Origin of the sequence: Aliiruegeria sabulilitoris (genome assembly GCF_001558155.1) — a bacterium.
Taxonomy (GTDB): Bacteria; Pseudomonadota; Alphaproteobacteria; order Rhodobacterales; family Rhodobacteraceae; genus Tropicimonas; species Tropicimonas sabulilitoris.
The window spans coordinates 87,151-113,129 of the sequence record NZ_LOAS01000010.1; the positions used below are offsets into that span (position 1 = coordinate 87,151).

Consider the following 25,979-nt stretch of genomic DNA (forward strand, 5'->3'; position numbering starts at 1 on the left):
TCCCCCGCACGATATGCGAGAGTTGTGTTCGCGCAAATGCCCCGCGTGCCGTTAACCTTCGATCCGCGTCAGATCCGCCGCCTTCAGGCAGGTTTCCCGGATACGGTGCAACAGGTTGAGCCGGTTGCGCCGCACGATATTATTTTCGGTGTTCACCTGAACGGCATCGAAAAACGCGTCGATCGGGGCGCGCAGGGAGGCCATGCTTGCCATGGCCGACGCGAAATCCTCGGCTTCGATGGCCGAGGAGATCGCACCTTCCGCCGAATCGAGCGCGTCGAACAGCGCCTTTTCCTCGTCCGTCTCGGCGAATTTCCGGTCCGGCCCGTATTCGTAGGAAACCCCATCGGCTTCCTCGGCCTGGGTCAGGATGTTGTTGGCTCGCTTGAAGCCCTGCAACAGGTTCTCGCCATCCTCGGATTTGAGGAAATCCGCCAGCGCCTCGGCCCGCTTCACCAGCAGCACGAGGTCGTCATTACCCGGCATGGCAAGGCACGCATCGATAACATCGTGGCGGATGCCCTCGTCGCGCAGGTGGACCTTGAGACGGTCGTGGAAGAAGGAGAGGACGTCGGAAGGAACAAGACTGTCAGCTAGGCCATCGCGCCGCGCATTTTCAAACAGTGTTTGGTCTCCTATTCCCAACGCGATGTGTTCAACGCCTGGAGCCAAGAGTTCCTGCACCTTCGATACAAGAGGCTTGAGAGTGGTGCGCGTCTCGGCAGAAAGCAGCAACCTGATCACCCCCAACGCCGCCCGGCGCAGCGCAAACGGGTCCTTCGAGCCGGTCGGCTTCTCGTCAATCGCCCAGAAGCCGGTCAGCGTGTCCAGCTTGTCCGCCAGCGCCACCGCGACGGAGATCGGCGCGGTGGGCACGTCATCGGACGGCCCAAGCGGCGAGTAATGCTCCTCGGCGGCGGCAGCGATCTCCGCGCTCAGGCCCGCGGCCTCGGCATAGTAGCGGCCCATGATGCCCTGAAGCTCGGGGAACTCGTAAACCATCTCGGAGGAAAGGTCCGCCTTGGCCACCTGCGCGGCCTTCTCGGCGGCCTCCGGATCGGCGCCGACCAGCGGAGCGATTTCCTTCGCCAGCGCCGCGATACGGTCGATCCGCGCCTTCTGGCTGCCGAGCTTGTTGTGGAACGTCACGTTGTCGAGGCTCTCCAGCCACGGCGCCATCTGTTCCTTCTGCGCCACGCGCAGGTCGTTCTCCCAGAAGAACTTGGCATCCGACAGGCGCGCGAACAGCACCTTCTGGTTGCCCGCAAGGATCGTCGCGCCGTCATCGGCGGTCACCATGTTGGCGACGGTGACGAATTTCTCGATCCGGGTCGTTCTCGGGTTGCGGACGGAGAAGAATTTCTGGTGCTCTTTCATCGAGGTCTTGAGCACTTCCGGCGGCAGGCCGAGGAAATCATTGGCGATATCGCCCATCAGCACCACGGGCCATTCCACCAGCCCCGACACCTCGGCCAGCAGCCCCCTATCCTCGACCACTTCCAGCCCTTGCGCAAAGGCCATGTTGGTCGCGTCATGCCAGATCGTCTCGGCCCGCTCGGCCGGGTCCAGCACAACGTTGGCGCGCTTGAGCTTGGCCGCATAATCCTCGAAGCCGGTCACCGCAAAGGGCTCGGGCGCGAGGAAACGGTGCCCGCGGGTCATGTTGCCGGCGGCCATCCCGTCCACGTCCAGCGGCACCACTTCAGCCCCTGCCTCGTCGCTCAGGATACACAGGATCGAATGCAGCGGCCGCACCCAACGCAAGGACCCCGCGCCCCAACGCATGGATTTCGGCCAGGGAAAGTTGCGGATCGTGGCTTCGAGCACTTCGGCCACGATCTCGGCTGCCGGGCGGCCTTCCTTCGTGATCTTGGCGAACCAAACCTGCCCCTTCTTGTCGTCCCGCGCTTCCAGCTGGTCCTTGGTCAGCCCGGTCGAGCGGAGAAACCCCGCCAGCGCCTTTTCCGGCGCGTCCGTCCGCGGGCCCTTGCGCTCCTCGGTCACGGTCGGGCTTGTCGCGAGCAGCCCCGCGACCGTCAACGCCAGCCGACGCGGCGTGGTGAAGGCCTGCGCGGAGGCATAGGTGAGGCCCGCATCGACCAGCCCGTCGGTCACAAGTTTTTGCAGGTCCGCGCCAGCGCGCGCCTGCATCCGGGCGGGGATTTCTTCGGAAAAGAGTTCGATCAGCAGATCGGGCATTGCGGGGTCCTCAGAGCGGAAGGAAGAACTGGATCGCGAAGGAGTTCACGATGTCCACGAAAAAGGCCGAGACAAGCGGCAGGATGACAAAGGCCATGGGCGACGGCCCGTAGCGCTTGGTCACGGCGGTCATGTTGGCGATGGCGGTCGGCGTGGCGCCGAGCGTCACACCGCCGAAACCGGCGGCCAGAACGGCGGCGCGGTAGCCGCGCCCCATGGCCGGAAAGAGCACGTAGATGGCGAAGACGATGGACAGGGCCGTCTGCGCCGTCATCACCACGAGCAGCACCAGCCCCATTCCCTGCAGCGTCCAGAGCTGGAGCGACATCAGCGACATGGCAAGGAAAGTGCCGAGCGAGAAATCGGAGATCATGGCAAGCGTCGGCGTGCGGCGCACCTCGACCACGCGCGGCAGGATCGCCGGGACGAGGTTGCCGAGCACGATCCCGGCCAGCAGGCAGGGCACGAAAGGCGGCAGGCCGATGCCATAATGGTCCAGCGTTTCCCAGAGCGAATAGCCGACGGCGATCGTCACATGAACCCAGAGCATGACCCGCATGAAGCTGAGGTGGTTGATGCTCTCCGTCGCCTCGTCCTCGAACGATACACCAACCGTGGGCTCCTCGTCCGGGCGATCCGGCTCCAGCCGCCAGCGGTTGATCAGGTATTTCGCGATCGGTCCGCCGATCAGCGCCGCGCAGACAAGGCCGATCGTGGCCACGGCCACGCCCAGCTCGCTCACGCCTGCCGCGCCCCCGGTCATCTCCTCGATGCGCGGTGTCCAGGCGATGACCGTGCCATGCCCGCCGATCAACGCCGCCGAGCTGAGCAGCACCGAAAACTCCGGCGGCAGCGAGAAGAGCCGCGCGCCAGCCACGCCGATGATGTTCTGAAGGATCACGTAGATGATGGTGAGCCCGAGCAGGATCGCCAGCGGCAGCCCGCCCTTCACCAGATCCGAGATGCGAGCGTTGAGGCCAATCCCCGTGAAGAAAACGAGAAGGAAATAGTCGCGCGCCGCGAGATCGAAAGAAATCGCCACGTCGAAAAAAAGGAAGGTCAGCATGGTGGCAACCGCCACCAGAAGACCGCCCGAGACCGGTTCCGGAATGTTGAAATCGCGAAGAAAAGCGACATTCCGGGTCAGCTTGGCCCCCATGATATAGACCAGAAAGGCTACCGTTACGGAGACGAACGCATGGACTTCAAAAACTTCCGGAGTCATTTCTTGATCTCCTCATTGACTTGGTGCCAGACGAAGCCGCGCCCATCCTCCATAACGGCCACGACGCGATCCACGCCATGGGCGATATTTTTCTGTCCGAGAAAGGCCAGCGCGCGTCCTTCTTCCAACGCCTTGCCCACTTCCACCGCGTCGAAACAGTCGAACCAATGCGGGGCCGTGAGCGGCTCGGCACCCTCGTACATCTCGTAGGTCTCGCTCAGCATCGCGAGCGATTGGGGCGTGGTGAAACAGGCGCGGTAGCGGATCGGCGAGGAGGACGCGTCGATGACCTGAAGGTTGTCGGCAACGATCGGATCGGCCGGCCCTTCGAGCAGAGTCAGCGTGACCTGTTCGGCCGAGATGTCGACCTCGTCGTAGTAGTAATAGAGCTGAAGGTAATAGATCGCGATGCCCGCAATCAGCGCGAGTACCACGATTCCGCCTCCAATGATCTTGCCGCTCATCGCTTCAGCTCCCTACGGGTTCACGCCGTCCAGCCACCGGCCTCGGTCTGCACGAAGGCATCGGCGCATTTCTTGGCCAGCGCCCGAACACGGCCGATATAGGCCTGCCGCTCGGTAACCGAAATCACACCACGCGCATCGAGCAGGTTGAACAGGTGCGAGGCCTTGATGCATTGGTCATAGGCCGGGTGCGCCATGACGATGCGCTTGCCGGTCTTCGGGTCGACCTCCGGATGCGTCAGGATGAAGTCGCAATGCTCCTCGGCCTCTTCGAACTGCTTGAGCAGCACATCGGTATTGGCAACGTCGAAATTCCAGCGGGAATACTCGCCCTCGGTCTGCCGGAACACATCGCCATAGGTGAGCGGGATCGGCGCGTCGGGGCGGTTGAAGGGCATGTCCATCACGTGGTCGACGCCCAGCACATACATCGCCAGCCGCTCCAGGCCATAGGTCAGCTCGCCCGAGACCGGCTTGCAATCATGCCCGCCGACCTGCTGGAAATAAGTGAACTGGCTGACTTCCATCCCATCGCACCAGACCTCCCAGCCAAGCCCCCAGGCGCCCAATGTCGGGCTTTCCCAGTCATCCTCGACGAAGCGGATATCGTGCAGACCCATGTCGATGCCGATGGCTTGCAGCGAGCCGAGATAGAGCGCCTGCAGGTCCGGCGGGCTCGGTTTGATCAGCACCTGGTACTGGTAGTAATGCTGGAGCCGGTTTGGGTTCTCGCCGTAGCGGCCGTCGGTGGGCCGGCGTGAGGGCTGCACATAGGCGGCGGCCCAGGGGTTGGAGCCGAGCGCGCGCAGCGTCGTGGCTGGGTGAAAGGTCCCTGCCCCCACTTCCATGTCATAGGGTTGCAGCACGGCGCAGCCCTTGTCGGCCCAGTAATTCTGAAGCCGCAGGATCACCTCCTGGAAACAGGTCGGTCGGCTCGTCTCGGTCATTGCGATGTCCCGGTCTCTTTTCGTGGTCGCGCGCGCGGCGCGTCATGATTTCGCGTCTCAATAGGCTTGCGGGGCATTGGGGTCAATGAAGCGCCCTGCTCATCCGGGCCGGTTTGCCGGGAAACCGACGCCTTTGTAGCCCCTGCCGGTGGCAGCCCCGCAACCGTGACCCCTTCGATGCAACTGCGCCACGCATACCGACCTCCGGCAAAATTGAAGTGCACCGCGCCGCCGCTCTGCTATTTTGCCCCGAAACATCCAGTCGGCACCGTCAAGGTGCAGAGTTATTTGAGGACGACGCAGTGAAGACCTTTCTTGTTCTTGTATTTTCCCTCGTTCTTTCGGGGTTTTCCTCCACCGCGCACGCGCAGGAACAGGGAAGCGCCTGGATCCAGATTGAAGCCCTGCGGACCTTGGCCGAAGGCGAGGGGCGCGCGCGCAGCTACGCCGCCAGCTTTCCCAACGTGTCCGGTTTCCGGGTTGGCGGCCGTTGGTATGCCATTGCCCTTGGCCCCTATACACCGGATGCAGCGCGCGCGGAATTGACCGCGCTCAAGCGTGGCCGCCTGATTCCGCAGGACAGCTACATCGCCTTCAGCAACCAATACGAGCAGCAATTCTGGCCCGTTGGCGCGAATTCGCTGCTGGCCACCCCGCAGACCACGCTCCTGTCGCCGCTCGCCCAGCCTGATCAGACGGATCAGCCCTTGACGCTGGAACCGGTTCCGCCCGCCTATATCCCCGACGAGACCCCGCGCGAGGCCCGCGCCAGCGAACGCGGGCTTGATGGCGAGCAACGCAAATTGCTGCAGGAAAGCCTGCAATGGGAAGGGTTCTACGATGCGGCGATCGACGGCTCCTTCGGCGCCGGAACGCGGCGCGCAATGGCCGCCTGGCAGGAGGCCAGGGGCTATGACGTGACCGGCATTCTGACCACCAACCAGCGGGCCCAACTGGTCGAGGATTACCGCTCCGCCTTCACCGATCTCGGGCTGGCTTCGGTGCGCGACGATGCCGCCGGCATCGAAATGATCCTGCCCACCGGCAAGGTCGAGTATTCCCGCGCCGAGGCACCTTTCGTGCATTACGACAGCGCCGACGCGGACGAGGTCCGGGTGATCCTGATCAGCCAGTCGGGCGACGAGGCAACGCTGTTCGGCCTTTACGACATCATGCAGACGCTCGAAGTGGTGCCCACCGAGGGTTTCCGGGAACGCAAGAAGCAGAGCTTCGTGCTGACCGGGCAATCGCCCGAACTGAATTCCTACAGCTATGCCGCGCTCAAGGACGGCGCAGTGAAGGGTTTCACGGTCACCTGGAAGTCCGGCGGTGACGCGCGAGTGATGGAGCGCGTCGTCAAGACGATGCAGGCGAGCTTCTCGCCCCTGGATGGCATCGTTCTGCCGGACAACGCGCTCTCGGGAGACGGCACCGATCAGCGTATCGACCTGATGGCGGGCCTCGAAATCCGCCGTCCGGAGCGGTCGCGCAGCGGTTTCTACATCGATGAAACCGGCAAGGTCCTGACAACGACCGATGTGTTGGGCCAGTGCGCGCGCATCACCATCGGCGAGGAGATCGAGGCCGACGTAACAGCACGCGACGATGCGCTCGGGCTTGCCCTCCTGACCCCGCGCCAGTCCCTGCGCCCGCTCGCCGTGGCCGAATTCCAGGGCTCGGTGCCGCGGCTGAATTCCGAGGTCACGCTGGCCGGTTTCTCCTATGAGGACATCCTGGACCTGCCCGTGCTGACCTTTGGCACGCTGGCCGACATTCGCGGCCTGCAGGGCGAGGAATTCGTCGAGCGCCTCGCGCTGAAGGCTCTTCCCGGCGATGCGGGTGGCCCCGTCTTCGACACGACCGGTGCCGTACTGGGCATGCTCAGGGCGCGCGGCGACGCGGGTGACAAACAGCTCCCCCCGGAGGTGAATTTTGCCGTCGACGTGCCTGCCATTGCCGATTTCCTCGGCCAGTCGGGCCTGTCCCCGCGTGCCGCCGAGGACGGAAAATCGCTCGCCCCCGAAGACCTGGTGACGCTTGCCGGCGACGTGACAGTGCGGATCAGCTGCTGGAACTGAGGAAGAACGCTCTGACGGGGCCGGGATCGACGCGCGACCGAATCCCGGCTCCCCGTCCCTGCCCTCACCGGCGCCAGAAATTCACCGTGAAAAGGGCAAAGACCACGAGCAGCTCCAGCCGCCCGATCAGCATTCCCGCCGAGAGGAGCCATTTCGCGGACGTGTTCAGATCTGCGAAATTGCCGGCCGGCCCGATAATGGGCCCCAGCCCCGGACCGATATTTCCCAGCGCCGCCCCTGCGCCAGACACCGAGGTGATGAAATCCAGCCCTGTGAGCGCCAGCGCGGCCGAGAGCGCGCCCAGCGTCACCGTGAACATCACGAAGAAGGACATCACGGAGTTCAGCACGTCCTCCGAGACCACGCGCCCGTCGTAGCGCAGCGGGAACATGCCACGCGGCGAATGCAGCGCCTTCACCTGGGTCATGATCGCGCCGAACAGGAGCTGGTAGCGAAAGACCTTGACCGAGCAGGCGGTCGAGCCCGCGCACCCGCCGACCAGACCGACAAAGAAGAAGAGGGTCACCGGGAAGGCGCCCCAGAGCATGTAATCCTCGCTGGCATAACCAGTTCCGGTGATGATCGACGCCACGTTGAACAGGCTCTTGCGGATCGCCGGCTCCCAGTCACGCCCGCTCTGCGATACCTGCCAGAGAACCATCAGCAACGCCGCCGTCCCCAGAATACCGACGAAAGCGCGCACCTGCGGGTCCCGCAGGGGTGCCTGCCAGCTTCCCGCCACCATCTGGACGTAGCGCACGAAGGGCAATCCGGCGAGGATCATGAACGTCGTGGCCGCATATTCGGCCCCGGCGCCAAACGCTCCAAAGGAGGCGTCGTAATTTGCGAAACCACCGGTGGCGATCGTGGTCATGGCATGCGTGACCGCATCCAGCGGCTCCATGCCAAGGCTGCCATAGACCAGTGCACAGACTGCCGTGAGCAGGAAATAGATCACCGAGATCTGGCTGGCGATCTGTCCGGCTCGCGGCAGGATCTTGCCAAAGGTGTCGAAGGCTTCGGAGCGAAAGATCTGCATTCCCCCGACCCGAAGTTCAGGCAGGAACACCATCGCCACGACGATGATGCCGATACCGCCAAGCCATTGCATGAGCCCGCGCCACAGCAGCAGGCCCTCGGGCAGGTGATCGAGCCCGGTAAAGACGGTCGAACCGGTCGTGGTCAGCCCGGACATCGCTTCGAAGAAGGCATCGGTGTAACTGGCCTGTGTCTCGCCCAGCACGAAGGGAATGGCCCCGAAGACCGGCAGCATCACCCAGACACCGGTTGTCAGCACGAAGGTCTGCCGGATCGTCAACCCCGCCTCGATCCCGTTCTGGCAGGCAAGTGCAATCAGGCCGCCCACAAGCATCGTCACGAGTGACGAGACCAGGAACACGAACCAGTGCTCATTACCTGAAATCAGGTCGGCCAGCATCGGCAGCAGCATGACCGCCCCGAGCGCGGCGACAAGCAAGCCAATGACGTATCCTACGGGGCGATAGTCGAACATGGCGGCAAGGGTTGGCGTGCCTTCACGCGGCTGTCAACACCTGGCAATGTAACGATGACCGACCGAGGTGCCACTCACTCACCGCAGCCGGTCATCGTTTTTGCCTGCCATCCACCTGACGGGAGGATGAGCAGATCTCTACGTTGCGGCCCCGCGGGCTCATGGGCCGGACAGGCAGTTCCGAGGGGACATGGAAACAGAACCCGTTCAGACCACGCGCCTGAATTGAAAAAAGTATTTCGTACTGGTCGGCTGAACTCGTTAGAATTAAAACCGGTTTAAATTGCCCGGGACCGCCCCGGGTATGTGTGGAAAGTACAAGTGCGGGGGGGCGACGAATATCCCCCCAAAAGGGGGGGCTGTCGGTGTTGATGGAACGTGCGGCCTTGCTGGAACGCGAGGCAACAGCGGAGGGTCTGTGGGCTGGCGCTATCGAGAGTTTCGCCGCCGCCGGTTTTCCGCATGTCATCTATATCTTGACCAACGCGGAACGTAGCACGGTCGATCTTAGGACAAACATCCCGCAGATCTACGAAACCGCAGATCCTGCCCGCGACCCTTTCCTGGAATATTGCTGTGCAAGTTATGAGGCCACGCGCACGGGCGTGGGGTACCTGCAGACCCATGACTACCTGCCGGAGGAAGCCCGCGCACTCATTCTAGCCGCCGAAAAGGTCGGATTTCGGACTGGCTTCGGCATCCCGACCCGGCTGGACGGCTCACCGCGATTCGGCGGCTTCAATATCGGCACCCCTCTGGACCGGAAGCGGTTTGAGGCCGAAATGTTTGATCAACTGGCAGATATCCGCGGTTTCTGCCTGCTTCTGCATCGCCGTTTCGAAGAATTGTCCCATACCGATGCCGACGGGTTCAGCCTTCTGACGCCCCGCGAAAGAGAAATCATCGAGCTGATCGGGACGGGAGATTCGCGCAAGGAATGCGCTCGAAAGCTCGACCTCTCGCCAAATACCGTCGCCGATTACACCAAATCGGCCTATCGCAAGCTCGGCGTGCGCAACCGCGCCGAGGCGGCGCAGAAGCTGTTCGGGAAACGTCGAGGCTGACTGAGCTCAGCCTCCGTGCACGAGGCTGGCAAAAAGATGCGGCTCCAGGCTGGCTCCGGAAAATGTCTCGCCCTCGGTCAGAACACTGACGGCGTCGTGGCTGTGAAGGCTCTCCTGATGGCTGGCCACCACGCGGAAATCGCCCACGCGCGGGTCGGCATGGAGTTGCTCGGCAAAGAGCCGCGCGGCATCCTCGACAAAGATCGGGTTGGCCGCGTTCAGCTCGGCAAAGGCCTGCTCGTCCTCGCGCTTTACCATTACCTGCGTCTCGGTCGGCACCGCCCTGCGGCACATCTCCACCAGATCCTCGAACCACAGGCAGGAGGCCGACGGGTCCACCACCATCGACAGTCGCGCCACGGAGCGCTGCGAATGCGGCGTCGCCATCTGGCCACGCGTCTTGCGAGCATGTTCGGCCAGTTCCAGCGAACATGGGCAGGTGGAGGAATAGACATAGTCGAGATGCATCACCTTGAGTCGGCGTCCCGCCTGTTCGACCATCTCCAGAGCCATGTTGTAATACTGATACCCCCTCAGCCCCGAGCGCAGCGAGTCCACCATCATCGGGAAGGAGAAGCGCATCATTATCCGGGCGTCGAAACTTTCCAGATCGCGCTTGTAGCTTTCCAGCGCATCCTCGATCACCTCGAAGCTGAAGGTCCGTTCCGCCGAGGCATAGAAGCTGCGCATGATGCGGGACATGTTGATGCCCTTCTTCTCCGCATCGAGGCTGACGGTGCCGGTGACCGAGGTGTCGAGCGCCAGCTCCGCCCCTTCGCGGCGGTGGAACCGGATCGGCAGGCGGAAATTGGAGATGCCGACATGCTGGATCTGCCGCTTTGCGCCCCTGATCAGGCTCTCGGGGCCGTTCTGAAGGTCTGGCATGCCCGCCTTGTAGACCTCGTCCACCCGGAAATCGGACGGGTAGAGGCGGCTCAGCGCCGGATAGGAATTCGGCGCCCCCTGCGGCCGCAGCCGCGCCACCAGCGGGTCGAGGTCGACAAGCTCGTCCTCGGAGGCCGAATCCGCCCATTTGCGCAGAAGTTCCAGCGCACGTTTCGCTTCGTTGCGATTGGGTTCTCGGTCAGGTGCAGTCATTGGGCGGTTCATAACATCCCCTCCGGTGTCCAGTTTAAGCGGACAGGTGTCAACCTTGCGCCGCTTCCGGGCCATGTCCAGCGCCCGTTTGGCTCTAGATAGTGTCGCTGGCGTGGAGGTCGAACGCTCGGGCGCGAAAAATCACCGATATCTCTCGACGAAATTGCGCAGGATGCGTGGGGCAAGCTCGGTCTGGGAGGCAAGAACGGCCCGGGTCAGCACCTCGGCCTCCTCGGGCGGGAAGTAGCCCTTGTCCTTGTAGATGGCGATGCGCAGCGCGAAGACCGCGCCATCGGCCTCCGGGTGGAATTGCGTGGCATAGACATTCTGCCCGTGGCGGATCATCTGGAACGGACAGGGCTCGGAATGCAGTAGCTGCACACAGCCCGGCGGAAGCTCCTGCACCGCCTCCTTGTGCCCGACCAGCGCCTCGAACCGCTCCGGCAGGCCCGCCAGAACCGGATCGGCCCGACCCTCGGCGGTCACGCTGCAGGGCACCGCGCCCACCGGCTCGCCATAGCGCTCCTTGGAAACCTTTGCGCCCAGATGATGCGCCAGGATCCCGATCCCATAGCAACACCCCATGAAGGGGATATCCTGTTCGGTGATCTGCGGCATCAGGCCGAGGATCTCCTCCTCGATATGCTTCTCGATCGCGGGCTTGCTCTCGTCAGGATCCGACACGCATCCCGGCCCGCCGCCGACGATAACGCCGGCATAATCGGTCAGGTCGAGATCGGCCGGGATCTCCTCCCGCTCCAGCCGGATCCGCCGTGTCTCCTCCAGCCGCAGCCCCCCCTTTTCGACGAAGGCATCGAATTCATTGTCCGAGGCTTCCGGTTCGGGACGCAATTGCAGGATCAGGAATGGCTTCATTGGGCGGGGTCCTATTGGCATTGGTGCATCTGCCGCGATGCCTCCGAGGAGGTCAAGCCATCTCGGCCTCGTCGCGCAGCTTCGTCAGCCAGCCGGAAACCGCCCTGTCGCCGATTTCCGCCTCCCGGACGAGATTGTCGAAATGCTCGGCCAGCAAGCGAACCCGATCGCGCGAGCGGAAAGCCAGGTAGAACCGCCCGACATAAACCACGCCCAGGAAGGAGCCGAACACGGAGACCGGCGCGCTGAAGACGCGCCGCGCATCGAACAGGAACAACCGCAGCGCTGGATAAATATCCCGCGTGGCTTCGATCAGGTAATCGAGCTGCTCGCGCCGTATCGCGGCATCGAGCCCCTGATAATAGCCAGTCCCGCTGGCAAAGGCGCGCAGCTCGCCCGTTGACACGGCGATCTCGTAATCCGACATCTGCTCGCCCAGAAGGCCGAACCGGTCTTGCGTGGCGCCGATCGCCTGTTCAGGTGTCTTGCCAAGAAACCGGCTGTATTCCCAGCTCAGCAGCGCCTCGGTCTTGAGCACATCCGGTAGCGTCGCCGGAACGTGGCGGATCTTGGAACCGGCGGCCTCCCGGTGCCACTCGTGAAGCTGCGCATCGGCCGATGAGCGCGCAGCCTCGGTCATTGTCATCGCCGCGGCCAGCACATCGCCGGGCCGTTCGGGCCGATCCGTCAGCCCCAGCAGCCAGTCCGAGGAAACCCCGAGCGCGCGGGCGCATTCCGCAGCCAGATGCGCATTTGGCAGACGCGCCGTCCCTTCAGCCAGGATCTGGGCCACGGTGGAACGGTCCACACCCGTGGCGCGCGCCAAAGAACTGCGGTTCATCCCCGAAGCCGCCATCTGCGCAGCCAGCCTCTCGCGAAACATAACCGCGCGATCACGCTTATCCATATTTGTCATAACTGTAGACTTTTCTCACCAATGCAGAAAAAAGCAAGAGTATTCGCCGGATTTTCAACAGCGCCAAACAGCGCGATACAGAGATGAAAAAGCCAACAAGATCCGGAGAATGGACATGACCGAGACCCCCAGGCGCAGTTTCGTGAAGGCCCTGACATGGCAGGCAATGGGACTAGTGGTGATGACCGCGATCACCTGGACGGTGACGGGATCGGCAGGAACTGGCGGCGCCATCGCCCTGCTCGGCGCGGCGTCAGGCATGGTCACCTACATGCTGCACGAACGTGCCTGGGCCCGGGTTCGCTGGGGACGGATCTCCGAATAGACGCAAGGAGCCGTCGACGGCGGATTCGGGGGGCTCTGCCCCCGGTACTCTTGCGAGCACTCCGCCAGAATATGTTCGAAAAGAGGATGATAAGCGCGACCCGCTTTCATCTTTCCACCAATACCTCCGCCGGAGGCACGATCCGCAGGATCGTTCGCGCATGCAGCGCGCTATCTATCGGCAGATCCGTGCAAGGGCTCTTCTCTACGCGGCCTCCGCCGCGTCCAGCGCCTGTTTCACATCGGCGATCAGGTCATCGGTATCCTCGATACCGATGCTCACGCGCACCAGTCCCGGCGTGATACCCAGCATTTCCTTCTGCTCATCGCTCAGGCGTTGATGCGTCGTGGTCGCCGGGTGCGTGACAATGGATTTCGCGTCGCCGAGGTTGTTCGAAATCGTCATGATCTGGAGCGCATTGAGGAAGCGGAATGCCGCCGCCTGCCCGCCCTTGATGTCGAGCGACAGAACCGTGCCCGGCTTTTCGAGAAGCTGCCCGGCCAGCACATGCTGCGGGTGCTGTTCGAGGCCGGGATAGATCACCCGTTCCAGCCGCGTATCCCATTGAAGCGCTTCTGCCATGGCCTGCGCCGTGGCGGCCTGTGCCCGCACGCGCAAGTCGAGCGTTTCCAGACCCTTGAGCATGATCCAGGCCGTGAACGGGCTCATCGAGCCGCCGGTATGCTTGAGATAGGGCTCGACCGTCTTGCGAATAAACTCCTTGGTGCCGAGGATCACGCCCCCCAATGCACGGCCCTGCCCGTCGATATGCTTGGTGGCCGAGTAGACGACAACGTCGGCGCCCTGTTCCAAAGCACGCGAAAAGACGGGCGTGGCAAAGACATTGTCGACGATGACCTTTGCGCCGACGCGACGGGCCAGCCTAGCGACTGACGGCAGGTCGATCACCTCCAGCGTCGGGTTGGACATCGATTCGAAGAACACCGCCTTGGTGTCCTTGTTGATTGCCCGCTTCCACTGATCGAGATCGGTGCCATCGACAAAGGTGACCTCGACTCCGAAGCGGGTCAGCACCTCTTCGAGAATATAGAGGCAGGAGCCGAACAGCGCCCGCGCGGCCACAACATGGTCGCCCGCCTTCAGCATGGAGGTCAGTGCGCCGTTGACGGCCGCCATCCCGGAGGCAGTTGCAAAGGCATCTTCCGCACCTTCAAGCGCGGCGATGCGATCCTCGAACATCTTCACAGTCGGGTTGCCATAGCGGGCATAGATGAACTCGTCCGGCCCGGCCTCGATGAAGCGGGCCTCGGCCTGCTCGGCACTGTCATAGACGAAGCCCTGGGTCATGAAGATCGCTTCGGCCACCTCGCCATACTGGCTGCGGCGAATGCCGGAATGTATCATCTTGGTGCGTGTTTTCCAGTCTTCCATTTGGAGACCTCCCAACAAAAAAGCCCCACCGCAGCCAGCGGCGGGGCGACCCGCTTCTGACCTCTTTAGCGGCATGTTTAACGTGGCCCGCAATCCGGTGCACAAATCGCCACGAGTCTCGTGTGGGGCAGTTATCGCCCTGACGGTGGCCTCGTCAAGCGCGGGCCGGGAGCGTTACCATTTCGTTACCGATACGTCACGGTCGTGCAATCGGGCCGTCTCCCCGCTGTAGCCTTGCTGCTTTTCCAACCGGGCAAGATCGCGAGGAAGGGTGACGATGCCTCCGGTCGGGGTCGGTACCGATGGCGCGCGACATGTCGCGCCGGCGTCTTCCGATGGCGGTGGTGCGGCCAGAGCCGGCAGACGAGCGGCAGTGTGCGTGCAGCTTCGCAAAGCACATTCCGCCCTTGCCCTTCGCCGCCTGAGCGGCATTCTGTCCGCTGGATAGAGAGGAGCGCCAAATGCAGCAGAAGCTGATAGATCTTTATTTCTGGCCGACGCCAAATGGCTGGAAAGTGTCCATTGCGCTGGAAGAAATGGCGCTGCCCTATGAGTTGCACCTCGTCGATATCGGCAAGGGGGAGCAGTACGAGCAGGATTTCCTCAAGATCGCGCCCAACAACAAGATGCCGGCGATCACCGACCCGGAGGGTCCGGATGGTGCGCCGATCTCGATCTTCGAATCCGGCGCCATCCTGCTCTATCTCGCGCGAAAGACCGGACGTTTTTACGGTGAGAGCGAGCGCGAACGCATCGCCGTCGACCAGTGGCTGATGTGGCAGATGGGCGGGCTTGGCCCAATGGCGGGACAGGCGCATCATTTTCTGAAATACGCCCCGGCGATGGATCCGCCTAATGACCTGCCCTATGCGAAAGACCGCTATCGGGCCGAAACTGCGCGACTTTACGGCGTGCTGGACCGGCAATTGGCAAAGCATGAATTCGTGGCCGGCGATTTCTATTCGATTGCCGATATGGCGATCTGGGGCTGGGCCTCGCTCTGGGAAGGGCAGCAGCAGACGCTGGACGACAAGCCGCATATGGCGCGCTGGTTGGAGACGATGGGCGCGCGCCCGGGCGTGCAGCGGGGACGCGCGCTTGCGGCTGAAAAGCGGGGCGATTTCCGGAAGGACAAGGCGAGCCAGTCGGTACTGTTCCGGCGCTAGCGTCGTTTCGCGCGGAGCACGGGCGGGGCCTACCCCCACCGGGGACATTTCCGCTAAAGAGGAAGCCAGACGCCTTTCCTCTTCGGGGCTCAGATCCCCTTGGCGGCCCGGATCTTGCGGGTGGAGGAGAATTTCATTCCCGGCGCGACGAGCCGTTCCTGGGTTCCAGTCCAGGCATAGGCGAGCAGGCAGGGTTCCTGATCGCCGGTGGTGATGCGGTGTTCATGACCGGGATTGTTCAGGATCAGAGAGCCGGGCGCGTAGACGGCCGCGTCGTTTTCGGACCATGCGCCGGCCACAGAAACATAGCTTTCCTCGATGTCATGATGGCTATGCTGCGGATAGGTCGTGCGCGGCGCGAAGAGCACGAAGCCGAGGATGAGTTTTTCGGCTTGAACCGGCCCCTTGGGCCCCAGAACCTCGCAATAGGCGTATTTCTTTTCGAGCGTCCTAGGCACTTTCTCGTATCCGTATTCCCAGGTCAGCGCCGGGCAGATCCGTCCAAAGGCGCGCGACAGGGCGTGGACCGACCCGCGCGCCGCGATATCGAGCGCGCGCGGCAGGAACGCGGTGACCGGCTTTTCCGCAGGTTCGCGCGGTAGGATTTCCGGGTTGGCGTCGATCACCTGCGAGAGCCTTTCACGGATCTTGCGGCGATGGGCGCGGATGGCCTTGCTGCCACCGGGGGAGCCATAGCGATAGAGCGTCTCGAATTCCCGCAACAGGTAGAGCCAGTTCGGATCGTCCTGCAGGCGGCGGGCAGCCGGGGGATCGGAAAGGTTTTCGGTCACGACATGCCTCGTTTCATGCGGTTGATCGCAAAGAGGCTATTGCTTGCACGCATTCCGTCAAGAGACACGGGCGGCATGGGAGATGCTGCAGGCGACACGGCCCAACGACAAGGCAATGGTGTGAAACCGGCCTATTCGGCCGGTTCGTCTTCCAGTTCCATGTATTTCTGCAGGGTGAAGACCTGCACCGAGAGGAAGATGAAGAGCGCGATCGGGAATCCGAAGGTCTCGATCTTCACCCAGGCATCGGTGGACATGGTGCGCCAGACATACTCATTTGCCACGGCCAGAGCAGCGAAGCCATAGGTCAGCCGTCGGGTGAGTTTCATCCAGCCTTCCTGCGCCATGGGCATGGCGTCGCCCAGGACCCAGGCGAGGTAGCTGCGCCCCTGAAGCAGGCCGATTCCGAGCAGGATGGCGAAGAGGCCGTAGACGATTGTCGTCTTCATCTTGAAGAAGGTCTCGTCGTTGAACCACACGGTCAGACCGCCGAAGACGATCACCAGCACCGCTGTAAACACCTGGATGCGGGAGAGCTTGCCGGTCAGCTTCCACAGGATCGCCATCGCCACCAGCAGGATCGGCACGAAGGCGGCGGCAGCGACTATAAAACCGTCATACTCGGTGCCACCGAGCATGTAGGTCTGCTCGCGCATACGCATGTAAGCCACGAAGAAGGCAATGGTCGGGCCAAGTTCCAGCACCTGTTTCAGGAGCGGATTGATCTTTTTTTCGTCCATTGCGTGGGCTCCGGGTTAACTTGGAAGGGTTGCAGCCGTTTTTTACGGCAGTGTCAACCGCCCAGCTCCATGATGACGGCGCCTAACGCGATTGTGCTCATCAGCGCGAGCCGGCGCGGGCCGACGCTTTCCTTGAGCACCAGCCAGCCGATCAGCGCGGCAAAGACGGTCGAGGTTTCGCGCAGGACGGCCGCCTCGCCCACCTTGTCGAGCCGGGTTGCCAACATGACCGAGCCGAAACTACCCCATGCCACCAATGCGCCGAAAAAGCCCATCGCCAGCAGCGGGCGCGGATCGGGCCGGTGGCGCAGGTTGCGCCAGCGCAGGGCGGCGATTACCGGCATGTCCATGGCCGTGAGGAAGAAGAACCATGCAAGAAAGGTGAACGGGTCCGGCGTGGCGCGGATGCCGTAGGCGTCGTAGGTGGTATAGAGCGCGACCAGCGCGCCAGTGCCCACCGCCAGCCAGAGCGCGGGCACAAGGGTGTCGCGCTCGATCTCGACATGGATCAGGTTGTAGACGGCCAGCCCGAAAATGCCCGACACCAGTACCAGCACGCCAACCCACTGAATGAGCGTGAAGGTTTCGCCGAAGATGATCCAGGCTCCGAAGACGGTGAAGAGCGGTCCGGAACCACGCACGACCGGGTAGACCACCGTGAAGGCGCCGCGAGAAAAAGCCAGCGCCATGCCGATCTTGTAGGCGAAATGGATCACCATGACGCCGATCATGATCAGCCATTCCCGCCCCTCCGGCCATGGCACCAGGAACAGGGCGACAGGGGCGGAGATCACGAACAGCCACGCGTCGATCGCCCCGCGGCTCAGCCAAGGATCGAAACGCCCCTTTTGCAGTGCCCCGAAGACGGCATGCAGGAAGGCCGCGCCCAGCGCCAGCAGGGTAGCGAGCAGGGCCCCGGCCTCCGTGCCCTCAAGCGAAATGATCCAGTCCGACACGTCTCACCCCGGCTGCGGCGCAGCCAGCGGTTGCGCATCTGTTGGTTCCTCGGGCTTTCCCATACGTCGGAAGTCAGGCCTATTTGAAGCCCGCGTGATCGACGCGCGCCATCCGCTCGCCCCTGATGGCTCCGCGCGACAACAGCGAGAGCTTCGCCTTGTTCGCAGGTTCCCGTTTTCGCCGGGTTGCTTTGGCTGTGCAGATATTTTGACGAAAAGCGTGGGCCGGCTCTAGGCGTCCGCGCCGGTCAGGGCGGCGGCGAATTCTTCCGGGTCGAAGGGCTGCAGATCGTCGATCTGCTCGCCGACGCCGATGGCGTGGATCGGCAGGCCGAACTTGTCGGCCAGTGCGACCAGCACGCCACCGCGCGCGGTGCCGTCGAGCTTGGTCATGACGAGGCCGGAAACGTCGGAAAGCTTCTGGAAGGTCTCGACCTGGGACAGCGCGTTCTGTCCGGTGGTCGCGTCCAGCACGAGGAGGGTGTTATGCGGCGCGTCCGGGTCTTTCTTGCGGATAACGCGGACGATCTTGGCAAGTTCTTCCATAAGGTCGGCACGGTTTTGCAGCCGGCCGGCCGTATCGATCATCAGCAGATCTGCCCCGTCGCGCTGCGCCTTTTCCATGGCGTCATAGGCAAGGCTCGCGGGATCGGAGCCTTCGGGAGCTGTCAGGACGGGAACGCCTGCCCGGTCGCCCCAAACCTGAAGCTGCTCGACCGCCGCCGCACGAAATGTGTCGCCCGCGGCGATCACAACCTTCTTTCCGGCGGCGCGGAACTGGCTGGCGAGCTTGCCGATGGTCGTGGTCTTGCCCGAGCCGTTCACGCCGACCACCAGCACAACCTGCGGTTTCTTCGCGTAAAGCGGCAGCGGACGAGCGACCGGTTCCATGATGCGGGCGACTTCGGAGGCGAGCAGAGACTTGATCTCGGCGGTAGAGAGTTTCTTGCCAAAGCGCCCCTCGGCCATGTTCGCCGTCACCCGCAGCGCGGTGTCGACTCCCATGTCGGAGGCGATGAGCAACTCCTCCAATTGTTCGAGCATGTCGTCATCGAGCGCGCGTCGCACCACCGTTGTCGGCTCGCTGCGTCCGAATAGGCGGCCCATGAGGCCCGGCCGGGCGGGCGCGGCGGATGTCTCGGGGGGCAGCTCCGGTTGGGGCATTTCCGACGGCGGCGCATCGGGGAAGGGATCGCCCGGCTGCGGCGCCTCCGGTGTCACCGGCTCGGGGACCGCCGGTTCGGGCGGGCGGGCAGGTTCGGGCGCGGGTTCCGGCTCGGGATCCTGTGCGATCCGGGTCGGGGTGTCCGGCTTGATCGCCTCTTCCTCGCCGCCATCCTGCACGATGGCATCCAGCCCCTCTTCGAGCTTGGAGGCGGATTTGAACAGCCGATCCTTGAGTTTACTGAAAAATGCCATGGGGGTCTTTCCGCTGGGACTCCTTCTCACCTAATCACAAGCCGCGCGATTTGGAAGCCCGGCAATGCCGCATGAATGCGGCCTCACACAGGCGGCAGCGGTAGGAAAGCTACAAGAAACAGCGCCTGGGCGCACCAGTAGAGTGACCAGACCGCGTAGGGTGCGAACCGGCGCGCCGGATGCCGTTGCGGGAGCAGGAAGAGCTCGCTGGCCAGAATCGCGTCCGATGCGATGAAGAGCAGCGCGGCCAGCAAAGGCCAGATGCCAGCGCTTTCGGGAAGCGCGACAGCGGACAGGCCCATGGCAAGGATCACCACGACATAGGCCATGACCGGCCAGCGCATCTCGCCTGCCGGCCGCCAGAGAAAGCCCGCCATCACGCCGCCGAAGGCCAGCAGCAGGAAGGCCGCGACGAGGTTCTCGCCCTTGGCCAACTCCGCAAATTCGGCACCGGCCTCGAAAACAAACAGTCCGACATAGGCCAGATGGGCGATTGCGAAGGCGATCAATCCGAGCAGGAAAGCCCTCTGTCCGTCCCGCGAGAGCAGCAAGTCTCCCAATGCACCAAGGCAAAGCGCAGCGATGAGCCAGGGCGTTGCTCCGGCGGTGACGGCCGAGAGCGCGAGCAGAAGGGTCGATGCCGTTTTCAGTGCGGATTTGACGAGGCTCGGCGGGGAAGCGCAGAAGGACATCAGATAAGTCGCCGAAGAGAGCGTCGCCAGCAGGGCGAGGGGAACGGAGAAGAGGGACATGGTCTGCGGCTTAAGGGAAGGCGGCGGCCCTGTCATCCGTTTCGCCACGTGCCTTTCGGGCGGGCTGGAGTGGCGGCAGAGGATCTGGCATGTTGGCCGGGCAATTTTCCGGGAGCCGCCATGCGCCGCCTATTCGTCAGTGTTGTGATCGCGATGACGTTCTGCGCCCCCGCGAACGCCGAGGGGCCGCTTTCGGCGGAGGCATTCGAGGCCCATACCGAGGGACGCACGCTTCTGTTCTATTCCCATGGCCGGGCGTATGGCGCCGAGAGGTACATGCCGGGAAGAAAGGTGACTTGGAGCTTCCTCGATGGCGAATGCCAGGACGGGTACTGGTACCCGCAAGGGGAGATGATCTGTTTCGTCTATGAGGGAATCGAAGGGCAGCAATGCTGGACCTTCCATGCCGAAGGCGGCGGGCTTCGGGCGCTGTTCGACGGGGAGGAGACGGGGACGGAACTTTACGAGGCCGGGGAGACGGAAGAGGAGCTGTTCTGTCTCGGACCCAAGGTTGGGGCTTGAAAGCGCGCGAGCGCGCATGCCTTCGGCGAGGATATTTGTCGTCAGAAGAATTCGGGTTGTCAGAACAGGCTTCCCTGTTCGGGTTTGTCCTTGCGTGGTTTGGCGGTCTTCGTCTGGCCCAGGTTCAGGCGGCCATCGGCGAACTGGATTTCCAGGTTGCGGGCCTGTTCGGCGGCGGCTTTCGTGGTGACGACGGCGCCATCGCCGCGGATGACGGCATAGCCGCGCTTGAGCGTTTCCTCGTAGTTGAGGCTTTGCAGGATGCGTTCCAGCGATGAGAGGCGGTCGCGGCGACCGGCGACGGCGGTCTGGCTCGCCGTTTGCAGGCGACGGGACAGCTCGGCCAGCCTTTCCTTGCGTCGGGTGTTTTCACGCAGCAGTGGCGCAGGCGAGAGGCGCGCGGCGCGGGCGTCGAGGTCTTGCCGGGCCCGGGAGGTTCCACGCGCGAGCGCCGGGACCAGCCGCTTGGCCGAGGCTTCCAGCCGGTCGGAGAGGGATTGCAGCCGTTGGGTCAGCAGTCGCGGGCGCAGCGGGGCGGTGATGCGGGCGAGACCGAGGCGGCGGCTTTGCACGCCGGTTCGCAGTGCCAGCGGCAGGCGACTGGCGGCGTTGTCGTAGCGCTGGCGCGGCGTGGCCAGCAGGCTGTCGGGACGCGGCAGGGCGCGGGCGAGGTCGCGCAGACGTTCGCCGCGGCGGGTCATGTTGCGGGAGAGCGCCCCGGAAAGCCGCGCGCCCTGGCTGTCGAGATGGGCCAGCAGTTCGAGCCGCACGGGCACCGCCATTTCGGCGGCCGCGGTCGGCGTCGGGGCACGGCGGTCTGAGACGAAGTCGATCAGGGTGGTGTCGGTCTCGTGGCCGACGGCCGAGATCAGCGGGATCTGCGAGGCGGCGGCGGCACGGGCGACGATCTCCTCGTTGAACCCCCAGAGATCCTCGATGGAGCCGCCACCGCGGGCGACGATGATCACATCGGGGCGCGGCAAGGGTCCGCCGGGGCTGAGCCGGTTGAACCCTTCGATGGCGGCGGCGACCTGGGGAGCGCAATCGCGCCCTTGCACGGCCACCGGCCAGATCAGCACCTTGCGCGGGAAACGGTCCCGCAGCCGGTGCAGGATGTCGCGGATCACCGCGCCCGAGGGCGATGTGACCACGCCGATGATCTCGGGCAGGAAGGGCAACGGGCGCTTGCGGGCCTCCTCGAAGAGTCCTTCGGCGGCGAGCTGTTTCTTGCGTTTCTCCAGCATTGCCATCAGCGCGCCGGCGCCGGCCGGCTCGACCTGTTCGACATTGAGGTTGTACTTGGACTGCGCCCCGAAGGCCGTCAGCCGGCCGGAGACGATCACCTCCATGCCTTCTTCCGGCATCACCGTGAGGTTTGCCAGCTGCCCTTTCCAGGTGGTGCAGGCGAGCACGTTCCGCTCGTCCTTGATGTCGTAATAGAGATGCCCCGAGCGCGCCCGGAACACGCGGCCGACCTCGCCACGCACGCGGATACGGCCGAAGGCGCCTTCCAACGTCTTTTTCACCGCGCCGGAAATCTCCGAAACGGTGAACTCGGGCGCGTTGGAGCCGGGGCCGTCGGGCGCGTCGATCAGGTCTGACATGGGCTGCTCTCCTGCCGTTTGGGCCAACCTATCGCTCGCGGTAGCGGATGAAAACCGGCGGCGCTACCGATGCGGCTTGTGGGCGATGGTGACATAATGGCTGATCGAGAAGAAGAAGCGCCCGGATTGTGACAGCGCATGCTGCTCCTCGGCCCAGGCGGCGGCCTCGGGGGCCTCCATGTGGCCATTGGCCACCGCGTAGCGCTCCATCAGCCGGAGCATCATGCTCGCAAGCCCGTCCGGCCGCATCTCGGAATCGCAGATTGTCACGGGGTCGGTGCCGTCGACGGCAAAACCCGCCTCGCGCAGCAGTCCCGGCAGATGCGCCGGCAGGTCGAGATGGACGGCATGGCGGTCCCAGGAGTCGCACATCCGGTTCATCCTGCCGGGATCGTCGCTATGCCAGACCAGCGAGCCGAAATGGATATCCCCCAGGACAAGCCGCCCACCCGGCCGCAGGATGCGCAAAGCCTCGGTGAGCGCGGCGGGCACATCGGAAAGGTATTCGAAGACCTGCACAGAGAGCGCCTTGTCGGCGGTTTCATCTGCAAGGGGCACCGCGTCGGCGGTCCCGTGGAGGATGCGCACGTTGCGGCTCTCCCGACAACGGTCCTCTGCCGCGGCACGCATGTCCGGGCTGGGATCGACACCGATCACCTCGCCCCCCTCCCCGACCGCGCGCGCCAGTTCCAGCGTCAGCAAGCCGTTACCGCAGCCGATATCGACGATGCGCTCGCCGGGTCCGGGCCGCAGGCGGTCGAACGAGGCTCTCCGGCGCCGCGTGACATCGGCGCCTACATAGCATTGCTCAAGCAGGCGCGTGGTGTCGGCGTCGAATTCCAGCATCCTTTTTCTCCCTTGGCTTCCTCAAGGTAACAGAGAGCCCTTTCGACACCAAATCCCCGCCCGCGAGTGCTTGTGATCCGGCCCGGCCCCTCCTAGAAGAAGGCCGACCGAGGAGACGACATGAACATACTGGTGCTTGGCGGCGGCGGCCGCGAACATGCCCTGGCCTGGGCGATCCTGCAGAACCCCAAATGCGACCGGCTGATCGTGGCGCCCGGCAATGCCGGCATCGAGCAGATCGCCGAATGCGCGAGCTTCGACATCTGCGATGGCGGAGCCGTGGTGGAGTTTGCCGAAGCCGAGAGCATCGATTTCGTCGTCGTCGGGCCCGAGGCACCGCTGGCTGCTGGCGTGGCGGACCGGTTGGCTGAAGCCGGCATCCCGGTCTTCGGCCCCTCCAGGGAAGCCGCGCGGTTGGAGGCCTCCAAGCGGTTCACCAAGGAGGTCTGCGACGCGGCAGGCGCCCCGACCGCCGGGTGGGCCCGGTTCGACGATCTGGAGTTGGCCAGGGCCTATATCCGCGAACAAGGCGCCCCCATCGTGGTCAAGGCCGACGGGCTGGCCGCCGGCAAGGGCGTGATCGTGGCCATGACCGAGGACGAAGCTCTGGCAGGTGTCGAAGATATCCTTGGCGGAGCCTTTGGCGCGGCGGGCGCAGAAGTCGTCATCGAGGAATTCATGGAGGGCGAAGAGGCGAGCTTCTTCGTGCTCTGCGACGGCGAGACGGTGCTGCCCGTCGGCACGGCGCAGGACCACAAGCGCGTCGGCGAGGGCGATACCGGCCCCAATACCGGCGGCATGGGCGCCTATTCCCCTGCCCCGATCATGACGCCGGAACTGGTCGAGGCAACGCTGGAGCAGATCGTCAAGCCCACCATGGCGGAAATGGCCCGGCGCGGCGCGCCCTATCGTGGCGTGCTCTATGTCGGGCTGATGATCAAGGACGGCAAGCCGCGGCTGGTGGAATACAATGTCCGCTTCGGCGATCCGGAATGCCAGGCACTGATGATGCGGCTGGGGGCACAGGCGCTGGACCTGCTGTTGGCCGCCGCCGAGGGCCGCTTGGCCGAACGGCACGTGAACTGGTCCGAGGACCACGCGATGACCGTGGTGCTGGCCGCCGAGGGCTACCCCGGCGCTTATGAGAAGGGCACGGTAATCGGTGGGCTGGACGATCTGCCCGAGACAAGCTGGGAGATGATGTTCCACGCCGGCACGACCGAGGTGGACGGCAAGGTGACGGCCACCGGCGGGCGGGTTCTCAACGCAACCGCGCGGGGTCGCACGCTGCAAGAGGCGCGCGAGCGGGCCTATGCCATGGCCGAAGCCGTGGATTGGCCGCAGGGATTCTTTCGCCGCGATATCGGCTGGCGCGCGCTCGGCGGCAAGGGCTAAGGCCCGCGGTCAGCCTCGCCTCGCGGTGATCCGCCGGGCGGCAAGGCGCTCGCGATAGATCAGGAAAATGCCGGTGGCAAAGATCAACGCCGTTCCAGCCCATGTCCACCCATCGGGCAACTGGCCGAAGATCAGCCAACCATAGAGGGTGGCCCAGATCATGATGCTGTAATGCATCGGCGCGACCACCGCGACCTGTGCGACCTCGAAGGCCCGGATCACGAGGATCTCGGAGACTGCCGCACAGACGGCCATCACCACGAGAAGCAGGATCATCCGCCCGTCCTGCGGCCATTGCCACACGAAGGGCTGGAGCATCGAGAGCAGCACGAAGCTGGTAAGACCGGTATAGACGATCGTGGTCGACGTGCGGTCGGTGGCAGCGATCACCCGGCTCAGGATCTGCCGGATAGCAAAGAACGCGGCCGCGACGGCCACAAGTCCGATCGCCGGATGAAAGACGCCGAATCCGGGCCGGATGACGATCAATGCACCAACAAAGCCCAGAAACACGGCGGTCCAGCGCCTGCGGCCGACAGGCTCGCGGAGAAAAAGAGCCCCCATCGCCGTGGCCATCAGCGGCGCCACGAAGGTCACCGCCGTCGCGTCGGCAATAGGCACAAAGCTGATTGCCGTGATGAAACAGAGGGCGGAAAACACCGCCGTACTACCGCGAACCACCTGAAGAACGGGCCGTGTCGTCCTGAGCAGGCCCGGCCCCTTCAACGCCAGGAATGTGACCGCGACCACCAGCAACCCGATTTGCCGGAACCAGACGATCTGGAAAGGATGCACGGTCTGCGAGAGGTATTTCGCGATCATGTCAACCGTTGCCATCAGCGCAAAGCCAAACGCCAGTAGCAGCAATCCCAGCAAGTTCCCCCGCGCGGTGGCCATCGCCTCGGGCGACAAGGTTTGGGTATCGGTCATGATCGATTGTTCCTGATCGGAAACGGGTACGGGCAACCTGCCCGCGCCGCGCGCCTTACCGGCTACCGCTATACGTGGCACGGGCGGGAGGCAAGCGGAGGTGGGGCCACCGAAATCCCTTCTTATTGCGCGCTTCGGATCATGGCTGCGTGGATCGCTGGGCCGACTTTCACGGTTCTCTAACGGTTTCATGCGAAATCATGGCAAACACCCGTCGAGCTTCGGCTGTCGGTATACCAGCACCGGAGAAGATCATGTCCTTGACGACCGAACTGCAACTGATGCTGGATACCTACAGCGAGGATTTCCGTGCGCGCGATGTGCAAGCCTGCCTCGCCTTCTTCGACGAGGATTGCAAGGTCATCACCCCGCGGGGCGTGTTCCGGGGGCGTTCTCAGGTCGAGCAGCTGCATGAATTCTGGATCGAGAACCACACCGAACGGGAAATGCAGGTTCAGCAGATCGACTCAATCGGCGATCATGTCTACGCGATCTGGCGCTTTCGGGACCAGGTCCCGGACGCTGGCACCGGGCAGAGCAAGACCTTCGAGGGAACTGCGCTCGGGGTCATCCGGCTGGACCCGGATCATGGCTGGCTGATTGTCGCCTGTAGCAGTAATCTGGATTGCCAGCAGGCGGATCTCCCCATGGAACTCACGCCGACGAAAGCCGTTGCATAGAGCGTGTCAGGAAAAACCGGGGCGACGCGTCGGGACTTCGGAGCGAGACGCGATCCAGCTTTCTGCCCGGACCACGGAAGG

Annotated in this window: 24 protein-coding genes and 1 riboswitch; of the genes, 7 read left to right on the plus strand and 17 right to left on the minus strand. The window is 63.8% G+C overall.

Annotated elements, in window-relative coordinates:
- Positions 1-51 precede the first annotated feature (51 nt).
- The 4 genes from glyS to AX756_RS10425 are packed head-to-tail and all read right to left on the minus strand — an operon-like array spanning position 52 to position 4,835.
- Positions 52-2,199: a glycine--tRNA ligase subunit beta gene (glyS, locus tag AX756_RS10410; RefSeq protein WP_068310787.1), complete on the minus strand. Its 2,148-nt coding sequence runs from the start codon at positions 2,197-2,199 to the stop codon at positions 52-54.
- A gap of 10 nt (positions 2,200-2,209) precedes the next feature.
- A complete protein-coding gene (gene gltS / locus AX756_RS10415) occupies positions 2,210-3,424 on the minus strand; it encodes a sodium/glutamate symporter (RefSeq protein ID WP_068310790.1) in 1,215 nt (404 codons plus the stop codon).
- Entirely contained in the window at positions 3,421-3,888 is a 468-nt protein-coding gene (locus AX756_RS10420) for a DUF6446 family protein (RefSeq protein WP_068310791.1), read from the minus strand. Before AX756_RS10420 ends, gltS begins: the two co-directional genes overlap by 4 nt.
- Positions 3,889-3,908: 20 nt before the next feature.
- A complete protein-coding gene (locus AX756_RS10425) occupies positions 3,909-4,835 on the minus strand; it encodes a glycine--tRNA ligase subunit alpha (protein ID WP_068310793.1) in 927 nt (308 codons plus the stop codon).
- Between the two features lie 302 nt (positions 4,836-5,137).
- Between AX756_RS10425 and AX756_RS10430 the strand changes: the two genes are divergently transcribed.
- A complete protein-coding gene (locus tag AX756_RS10430; protein WP_068310795.1) occupies positions 5,138-6,913 on the plus strand; it encodes a serine protease in 1,776 nt (591 codons plus the stop codon).
- Positions 6,914-6,977: 64 nt separating this feature from the next.
- Here the strand turns inward: AX756_RS10430 and AX756_RS10435 are convergent, their stop codons facing one another.
- A complete protein-coding gene (locus AX756_RS10435) occupies positions 6,978-8,426 on the minus strand; it encodes a TrkH family potassium uptake protein (RefSeq protein WP_068310797.1) in 1,449 nt (482 codons plus the stop codon).
- 371 nt (positions 8,427-8,797) lie between these two features.
- Here AX756_RS10435 and AX756_RS25605 point away from each other — a divergent pair, with 371 nt between their 5' ends.
- A complete protein-coding gene (locus AX756_RS25605; protein ID WP_068310800.1) occupies positions 8,798-9,490 on the plus strand; it encodes a helix-turn-helix transcriptional regulator in 693 nt (230 codons plus the stop codon).
- Between the two features lie 6 nt (positions 9,491-9,496).
- On the opposite strand, the gene folE2 is transcribed toward AX756_RS25605, so the two are convergent.
- The 3 genes from folE2 to AX756_RS10455 form a co-directional block, all read right to left on the minus strand.
- Complete coding sequence (gene folE2 / locus AX756_RS10445; RefSeq protein WP_068310802.1) at positions 9,497-10,600, minus strand: GTP cyclohydrolase FolE2; 1,104 nt, start codon at positions 10,598-10,600, stop codon at positions 9,497-9,499.
- 129 nt (positions 10,601-10,729) lie between these two features.
- Entirely contained in the window at positions 10,730-11,464 is a 735-nt protein-coding gene (locus AX756_RS10450) for a glutamine amidotransferase (RefSeq protein ID WP_068310804.1), read from the minus strand.
- Positions 11,465-11,516: 52 nt separating this feature from the next.
- A complete protein-coding gene (locus tag AX756_RS10455; RefSeq protein ID WP_068310806.1) occupies positions 11,517-12,380 on the minus strand; it encodes a helix-turn-helix domain-containing protein in 864 nt (287 codons plus the stop codon).
- A gap of 115 nt (positions 12,381-12,495) precedes the next feature.
- Between AX756_RS10455 and AX756_RS10460 the strand changes: the two genes are divergently transcribed.
- Positions 12,496-12,705, plus strand: coding sequence for a DUF2061 domain-containing protein (locus AX756_RS10460; RefSeq protein ID WP_068310808.1), 210 nt, complete (start codon positions 12,496-12,498; stop codon positions 12,703-12,705).
- 204 nt (positions 12,706-12,909) lie between these two features.
- Here the strand turns inward: AX756_RS10460 and metZ are convergent, their stop codons facing one another.
- A complete protein-coding gene (gene metZ, locus AX756_RS10465) occupies positions 12,910-14,097 on the minus strand; it encodes an O-succinylhomoserine sulfhydrylase (protein WP_068310810.1) in 1,188 nt (395 codons plus the stop codon).
- Between the two features lie 44 nt (positions 14,098-14,141).
- A riboswitch (SAM riboswitch) is annotated at positions 14,142-14,220 on the minus strand.
- Between the two features lie 338 nt (positions 14,221-14,558).
- Between metZ and AX756_RS10470 the strand changes: the two genes are divergently transcribed.
- Complete coding sequence (locus AX756_RS10470; RefSeq protein WP_194247530.1) at positions 14,559-15,263, plus strand: glutathione S-transferase N-terminal domain-containing protein; 705 nt, start codon at positions 14,559-14,561, stop codon at positions 15,261-15,263.
- A gap of 89 nt (positions 15,264-15,352) precedes the next feature.
- On the opposite strand, the gene AX756_RS10475 is transcribed toward AX756_RS10470, so the two are convergent.
- From AX756_RS10475 to AX756_RS10495, 5 genes are all read right to left on the minus strand, one after another.
- Positions 15,353-16,054, minus strand: a complete 702-nt coding sequence (locus tag AX756_RS10475; RefSeq protein ID WP_068310812.1) for a dimethylsulfonioproprionate lyase family protein — start codon at positions 16,052-16,054, stop codon at positions 15,353-15,355.
- A 131-nt stretch (positions 16,055-16,185) separates the two neighbouring features.
- The gene (locus AX756_RS10480) at positions 16,186-16,794 is read right to left on the minus strand and encodes an inner membrane-spanning protein YciB (RefSeq protein ID WP_068310814.1); all 609 of its coding nucleotides are present in this window, start codon (positions 16,792-16,794) and stop codon (positions 16,186-16,188) included.
- 53 nt (positions 16,795-16,847) lie between these two features.
- Positions 16,848-17,750 (minus strand): EamA family transporter, encoded by a 903-nt coding sequence (locus AX756_RS10485; protein ID WP_068310816.1) that lies wholly within the window; start codon positions 17,748-17,750, stop codon positions 16,848-16,850.
- Between the two features lie 231 nt (positions 17,751-17,981).
- Positions 17,982-19,169: a signal recognition particle-docking protein FtsY gene (gene ftsY, locus AX756_RS10490; RefSeq protein WP_068310818.1), complete on the minus strand. Its 1,188-nt coding sequence runs from the start codon at positions 19,167-19,169 to the stop codon at positions 17,982-17,984.
- 83 nt (positions 19,170-19,252) lie between these two features.
- Positions 19,253-19,921 carry a lysoplasmalogenase family protein gene (locus tag AX756_RS10495; RefSeq protein ID WP_068310820.1) on the minus strand — a complete coding sequence of 223 codons (669 nt, stop codon included), beginning with the start codon at positions 19,919-19,921 and terminating at the stop codon, positions 19,253-19,255.
- Between the two features lie 120 nt (positions 19,922-20,041).
- Between AX756_RS10495 and AX756_RS10500 the strand changes: the two genes are divergently transcribed.
- Positions 20,042-20,443, plus strand: coding sequence for a hypothetical protein (locus AX756_RS10500; protein WP_068310823.1), 402 nt, complete (start codon positions 20,042-20,044; stop codon positions 20,441-20,443).
- Positions 20,444-20,502: 59 nt separating this feature from the next.
- Here the strand turns inward: AX756_RS10500 and xseA are convergent, their stop codons facing one another.
- A complete protein-coding gene (gene xseA, locus AX756_RS10505; protein ID WP_068310825.1) occupies positions 20,503-22,047 on the minus strand; it encodes an exodeoxyribonuclease VII large subunit in 1,545 nt (514 codons plus the stop codon).
- Positions 22,048-22,110: 63 nt separating this feature from the next.
- On the minus strand, positions 22,111-22,893 hold the full coding sequence (locus AX756_RS10510) for a methyltransferase domain-containing protein (RefSeq protein WP_068310828.1): 783 nt from the start codon (positions 22,891-22,893) through the stop codon (positions 22,111-22,113).
- A 120-nt stretch (positions 22,894-23,013) separates the two neighbouring features.
- Between AX756_RS10510 and purD the strand changes: the two genes are divergently transcribed.
- The gene (gene purD, locus AX756_RS10515) at positions 23,014-24,288 is read left to right on the plus strand and encodes a phosphoribosylamine--glycine ligase (protein ID WP_068310831.1); all 1,275 of its coding nucleotides are present in this window, start codon (positions 23,014-23,016) and stop codon (positions 24,286-24,288) included.
- 9 nt (positions 24,289-24,297) lie between these two features.
- On the opposite strand, the gene AX756_RS10520 is transcribed toward purD, so the two are convergent.
- Entirely contained in the window at positions 24,298-25,218 is a 921-nt protein-coding gene (locus AX756_RS10520) for a DMT family transporter (protein WP_231701030.1), read from the minus strand.
- Positions 25,219-25,472: 254 nt separating this feature from the next.
- Here AX756_RS10520 and AX756_RS10525 point away from each other — a divergent pair, with 254 nt between their 5' ends.
- Positions 25,473-25,898, plus strand: coding sequence for a YybH family protein (locus tag AX756_RS10525; protein ID WP_068310834.1), 426 nt, complete (start codon positions 25,473-25,475; stop codon positions 25,896-25,898).
- Positions 25,899-25,979 lie beyond the last annotated feature (81 nt).

Excerpts from the sequence above, each read along its gene's own strand:
- AX756_RS10525 (WP_068310834.1), top strand. The coding sequence starts at position 25,473 with ATGTCCTTGACGACCGAACTGCAACTGATGCTGGATACCTACAGCGAG.
- metZ (WP_068310810.1), bottom strand. The coding sequence starts at position 14,097 with ATGGAAGACTGGAAAACACGCACCAAGATGATACATTCCGGCATTCGC.
- AX756_RS25605 (WP_068310800.1), top strand. The coding sequence starts at position 8,798 with ATGGAACGTGCGGCCTTGCTGGAACGCGAGGCAACAGCGGAGGGTCTG.
- AX756_RS10455 (WP_068310806.1), bottom strand. The coding sequence starts at position 12,380 with ATGACAAATATGGATAAGCGTGATCGCGCGGTTATGTTTCGCGAGAGG.
- purD (WP_068310831.1), top strand. The coding sequence starts at position 23,014 with ATGAACATACTGGTGCTTGGCGGCGGCGGCCGCGAACATGCCCTGGCC.
- xseA (WP_068310825.1), bottom strand. The coding sequence starts at position 22,047 with ATGTCAGACCTGATCGACGCGCCCGACGGCCCCGGCTCCAACGCGCCC.
- AX756_RS10480 (WP_068310814.1), bottom strand. The coding sequence starts at position 16,794 with ATGGACGAAAAAAAGATCAATCCGCTCCTGAAACAGGTGCTGGAACTT.
- glyS (WP_068310787.1), bottom strand. The coding sequence starts at position 2,199 with ATGCCCGATCTGCTGATCGAACTCTTTTCCGAAGAAATCCCCGCCCGG.
- ftsY (WP_068310818.1), bottom strand. The coding sequence starts at position 19,169 with ATGGCATTTTTCAGTAAACTCAAGGATCGGCTGTTCAAATCCGCCTCC.
- AX756_RS10460 (WP_068310808.1), top strand. The coding sequence starts at position 12,496 with ATGACCGAGACCCCCAGGCGCAGTTTCGTGAAGGCCCTGACATGGCAG.
- AX756_RS10495 (WP_068310820.1), bottom strand. The coding sequence starts at position 19,921 with ATGTCCCTCTTCTCCGTTCCCCTCGCCCTGCTGGCGACGCTCTCTTCG.
- AX756_RS10500 (WP_068310823.1), top strand. The coding sequence starts at position 20,042 with ATGCGCCGCCTATTCGTCAGTGTTGTGATCGCGATGACGTTCTGCGCC.
- AX756_RS10520 (WP_231701030.1), bottom strand. The coding sequence starts at position 25,218 with ATGACCGATACCCAAACCTTGTCGCCCGAGGCGATGGCCACCGCGCGG.
- AX756_RS10435 (WP_068310797.1), bottom strand. The coding sequence starts at position 8,426 with ATGTTCGACTATCGCCCCGTAGGATACGTCATTGGCTTGCTTGTCGCC.
- AX756_RS10510 (WP_068310828.1), bottom strand. The coding sequence starts at position 22,893 with ATGCTGGAATTCGACGCCGACACCACGCGCCTGCTTGAGCAATGCTAT.
- gltS (WP_068310790.1), bottom strand. The coding sequence starts at position 3,424 with ATGACTCCGGAAGTTTTTGAAGTCCATGCGTTCGTCTCCGTAACGGTA.
- folE2 (WP_068310802.1), bottom strand. The coding sequence starts at position 10,600 with ATGAACCGCCCAATGACTGCACCTGACCGAGAACCCAATCGCAACGAA.
- AX756_RS10470 (WP_194247530.1), top strand. The coding sequence starts at position 14,559 with ATGCAGCAGAAGCTGATAGATCTTTATTTCTGGCCGACGCCAAATGGC.
- AX756_RS10420 (WP_068310791.1), bottom strand. The coding sequence starts at position 3,888 with ATGAGCGGCAAGATCATTGGAGGCGGAATCGTGGTACTCGCGCTGATT.
- AX756_RS10450 (WP_068310804.1), bottom strand. The coding sequence starts at position 11,464 with ATGAAGCCATTCCTGATCCTGCAATTGCGTCCCGAACCGGAAGCCTCG.
- AX756_RS10425 (WP_068310793.1), bottom strand. The coding sequence starts at position 4,835 with ATGACCGAGACGAGCCGACCGACCTGTTTCCAGGAGGTGATCCTGCGG.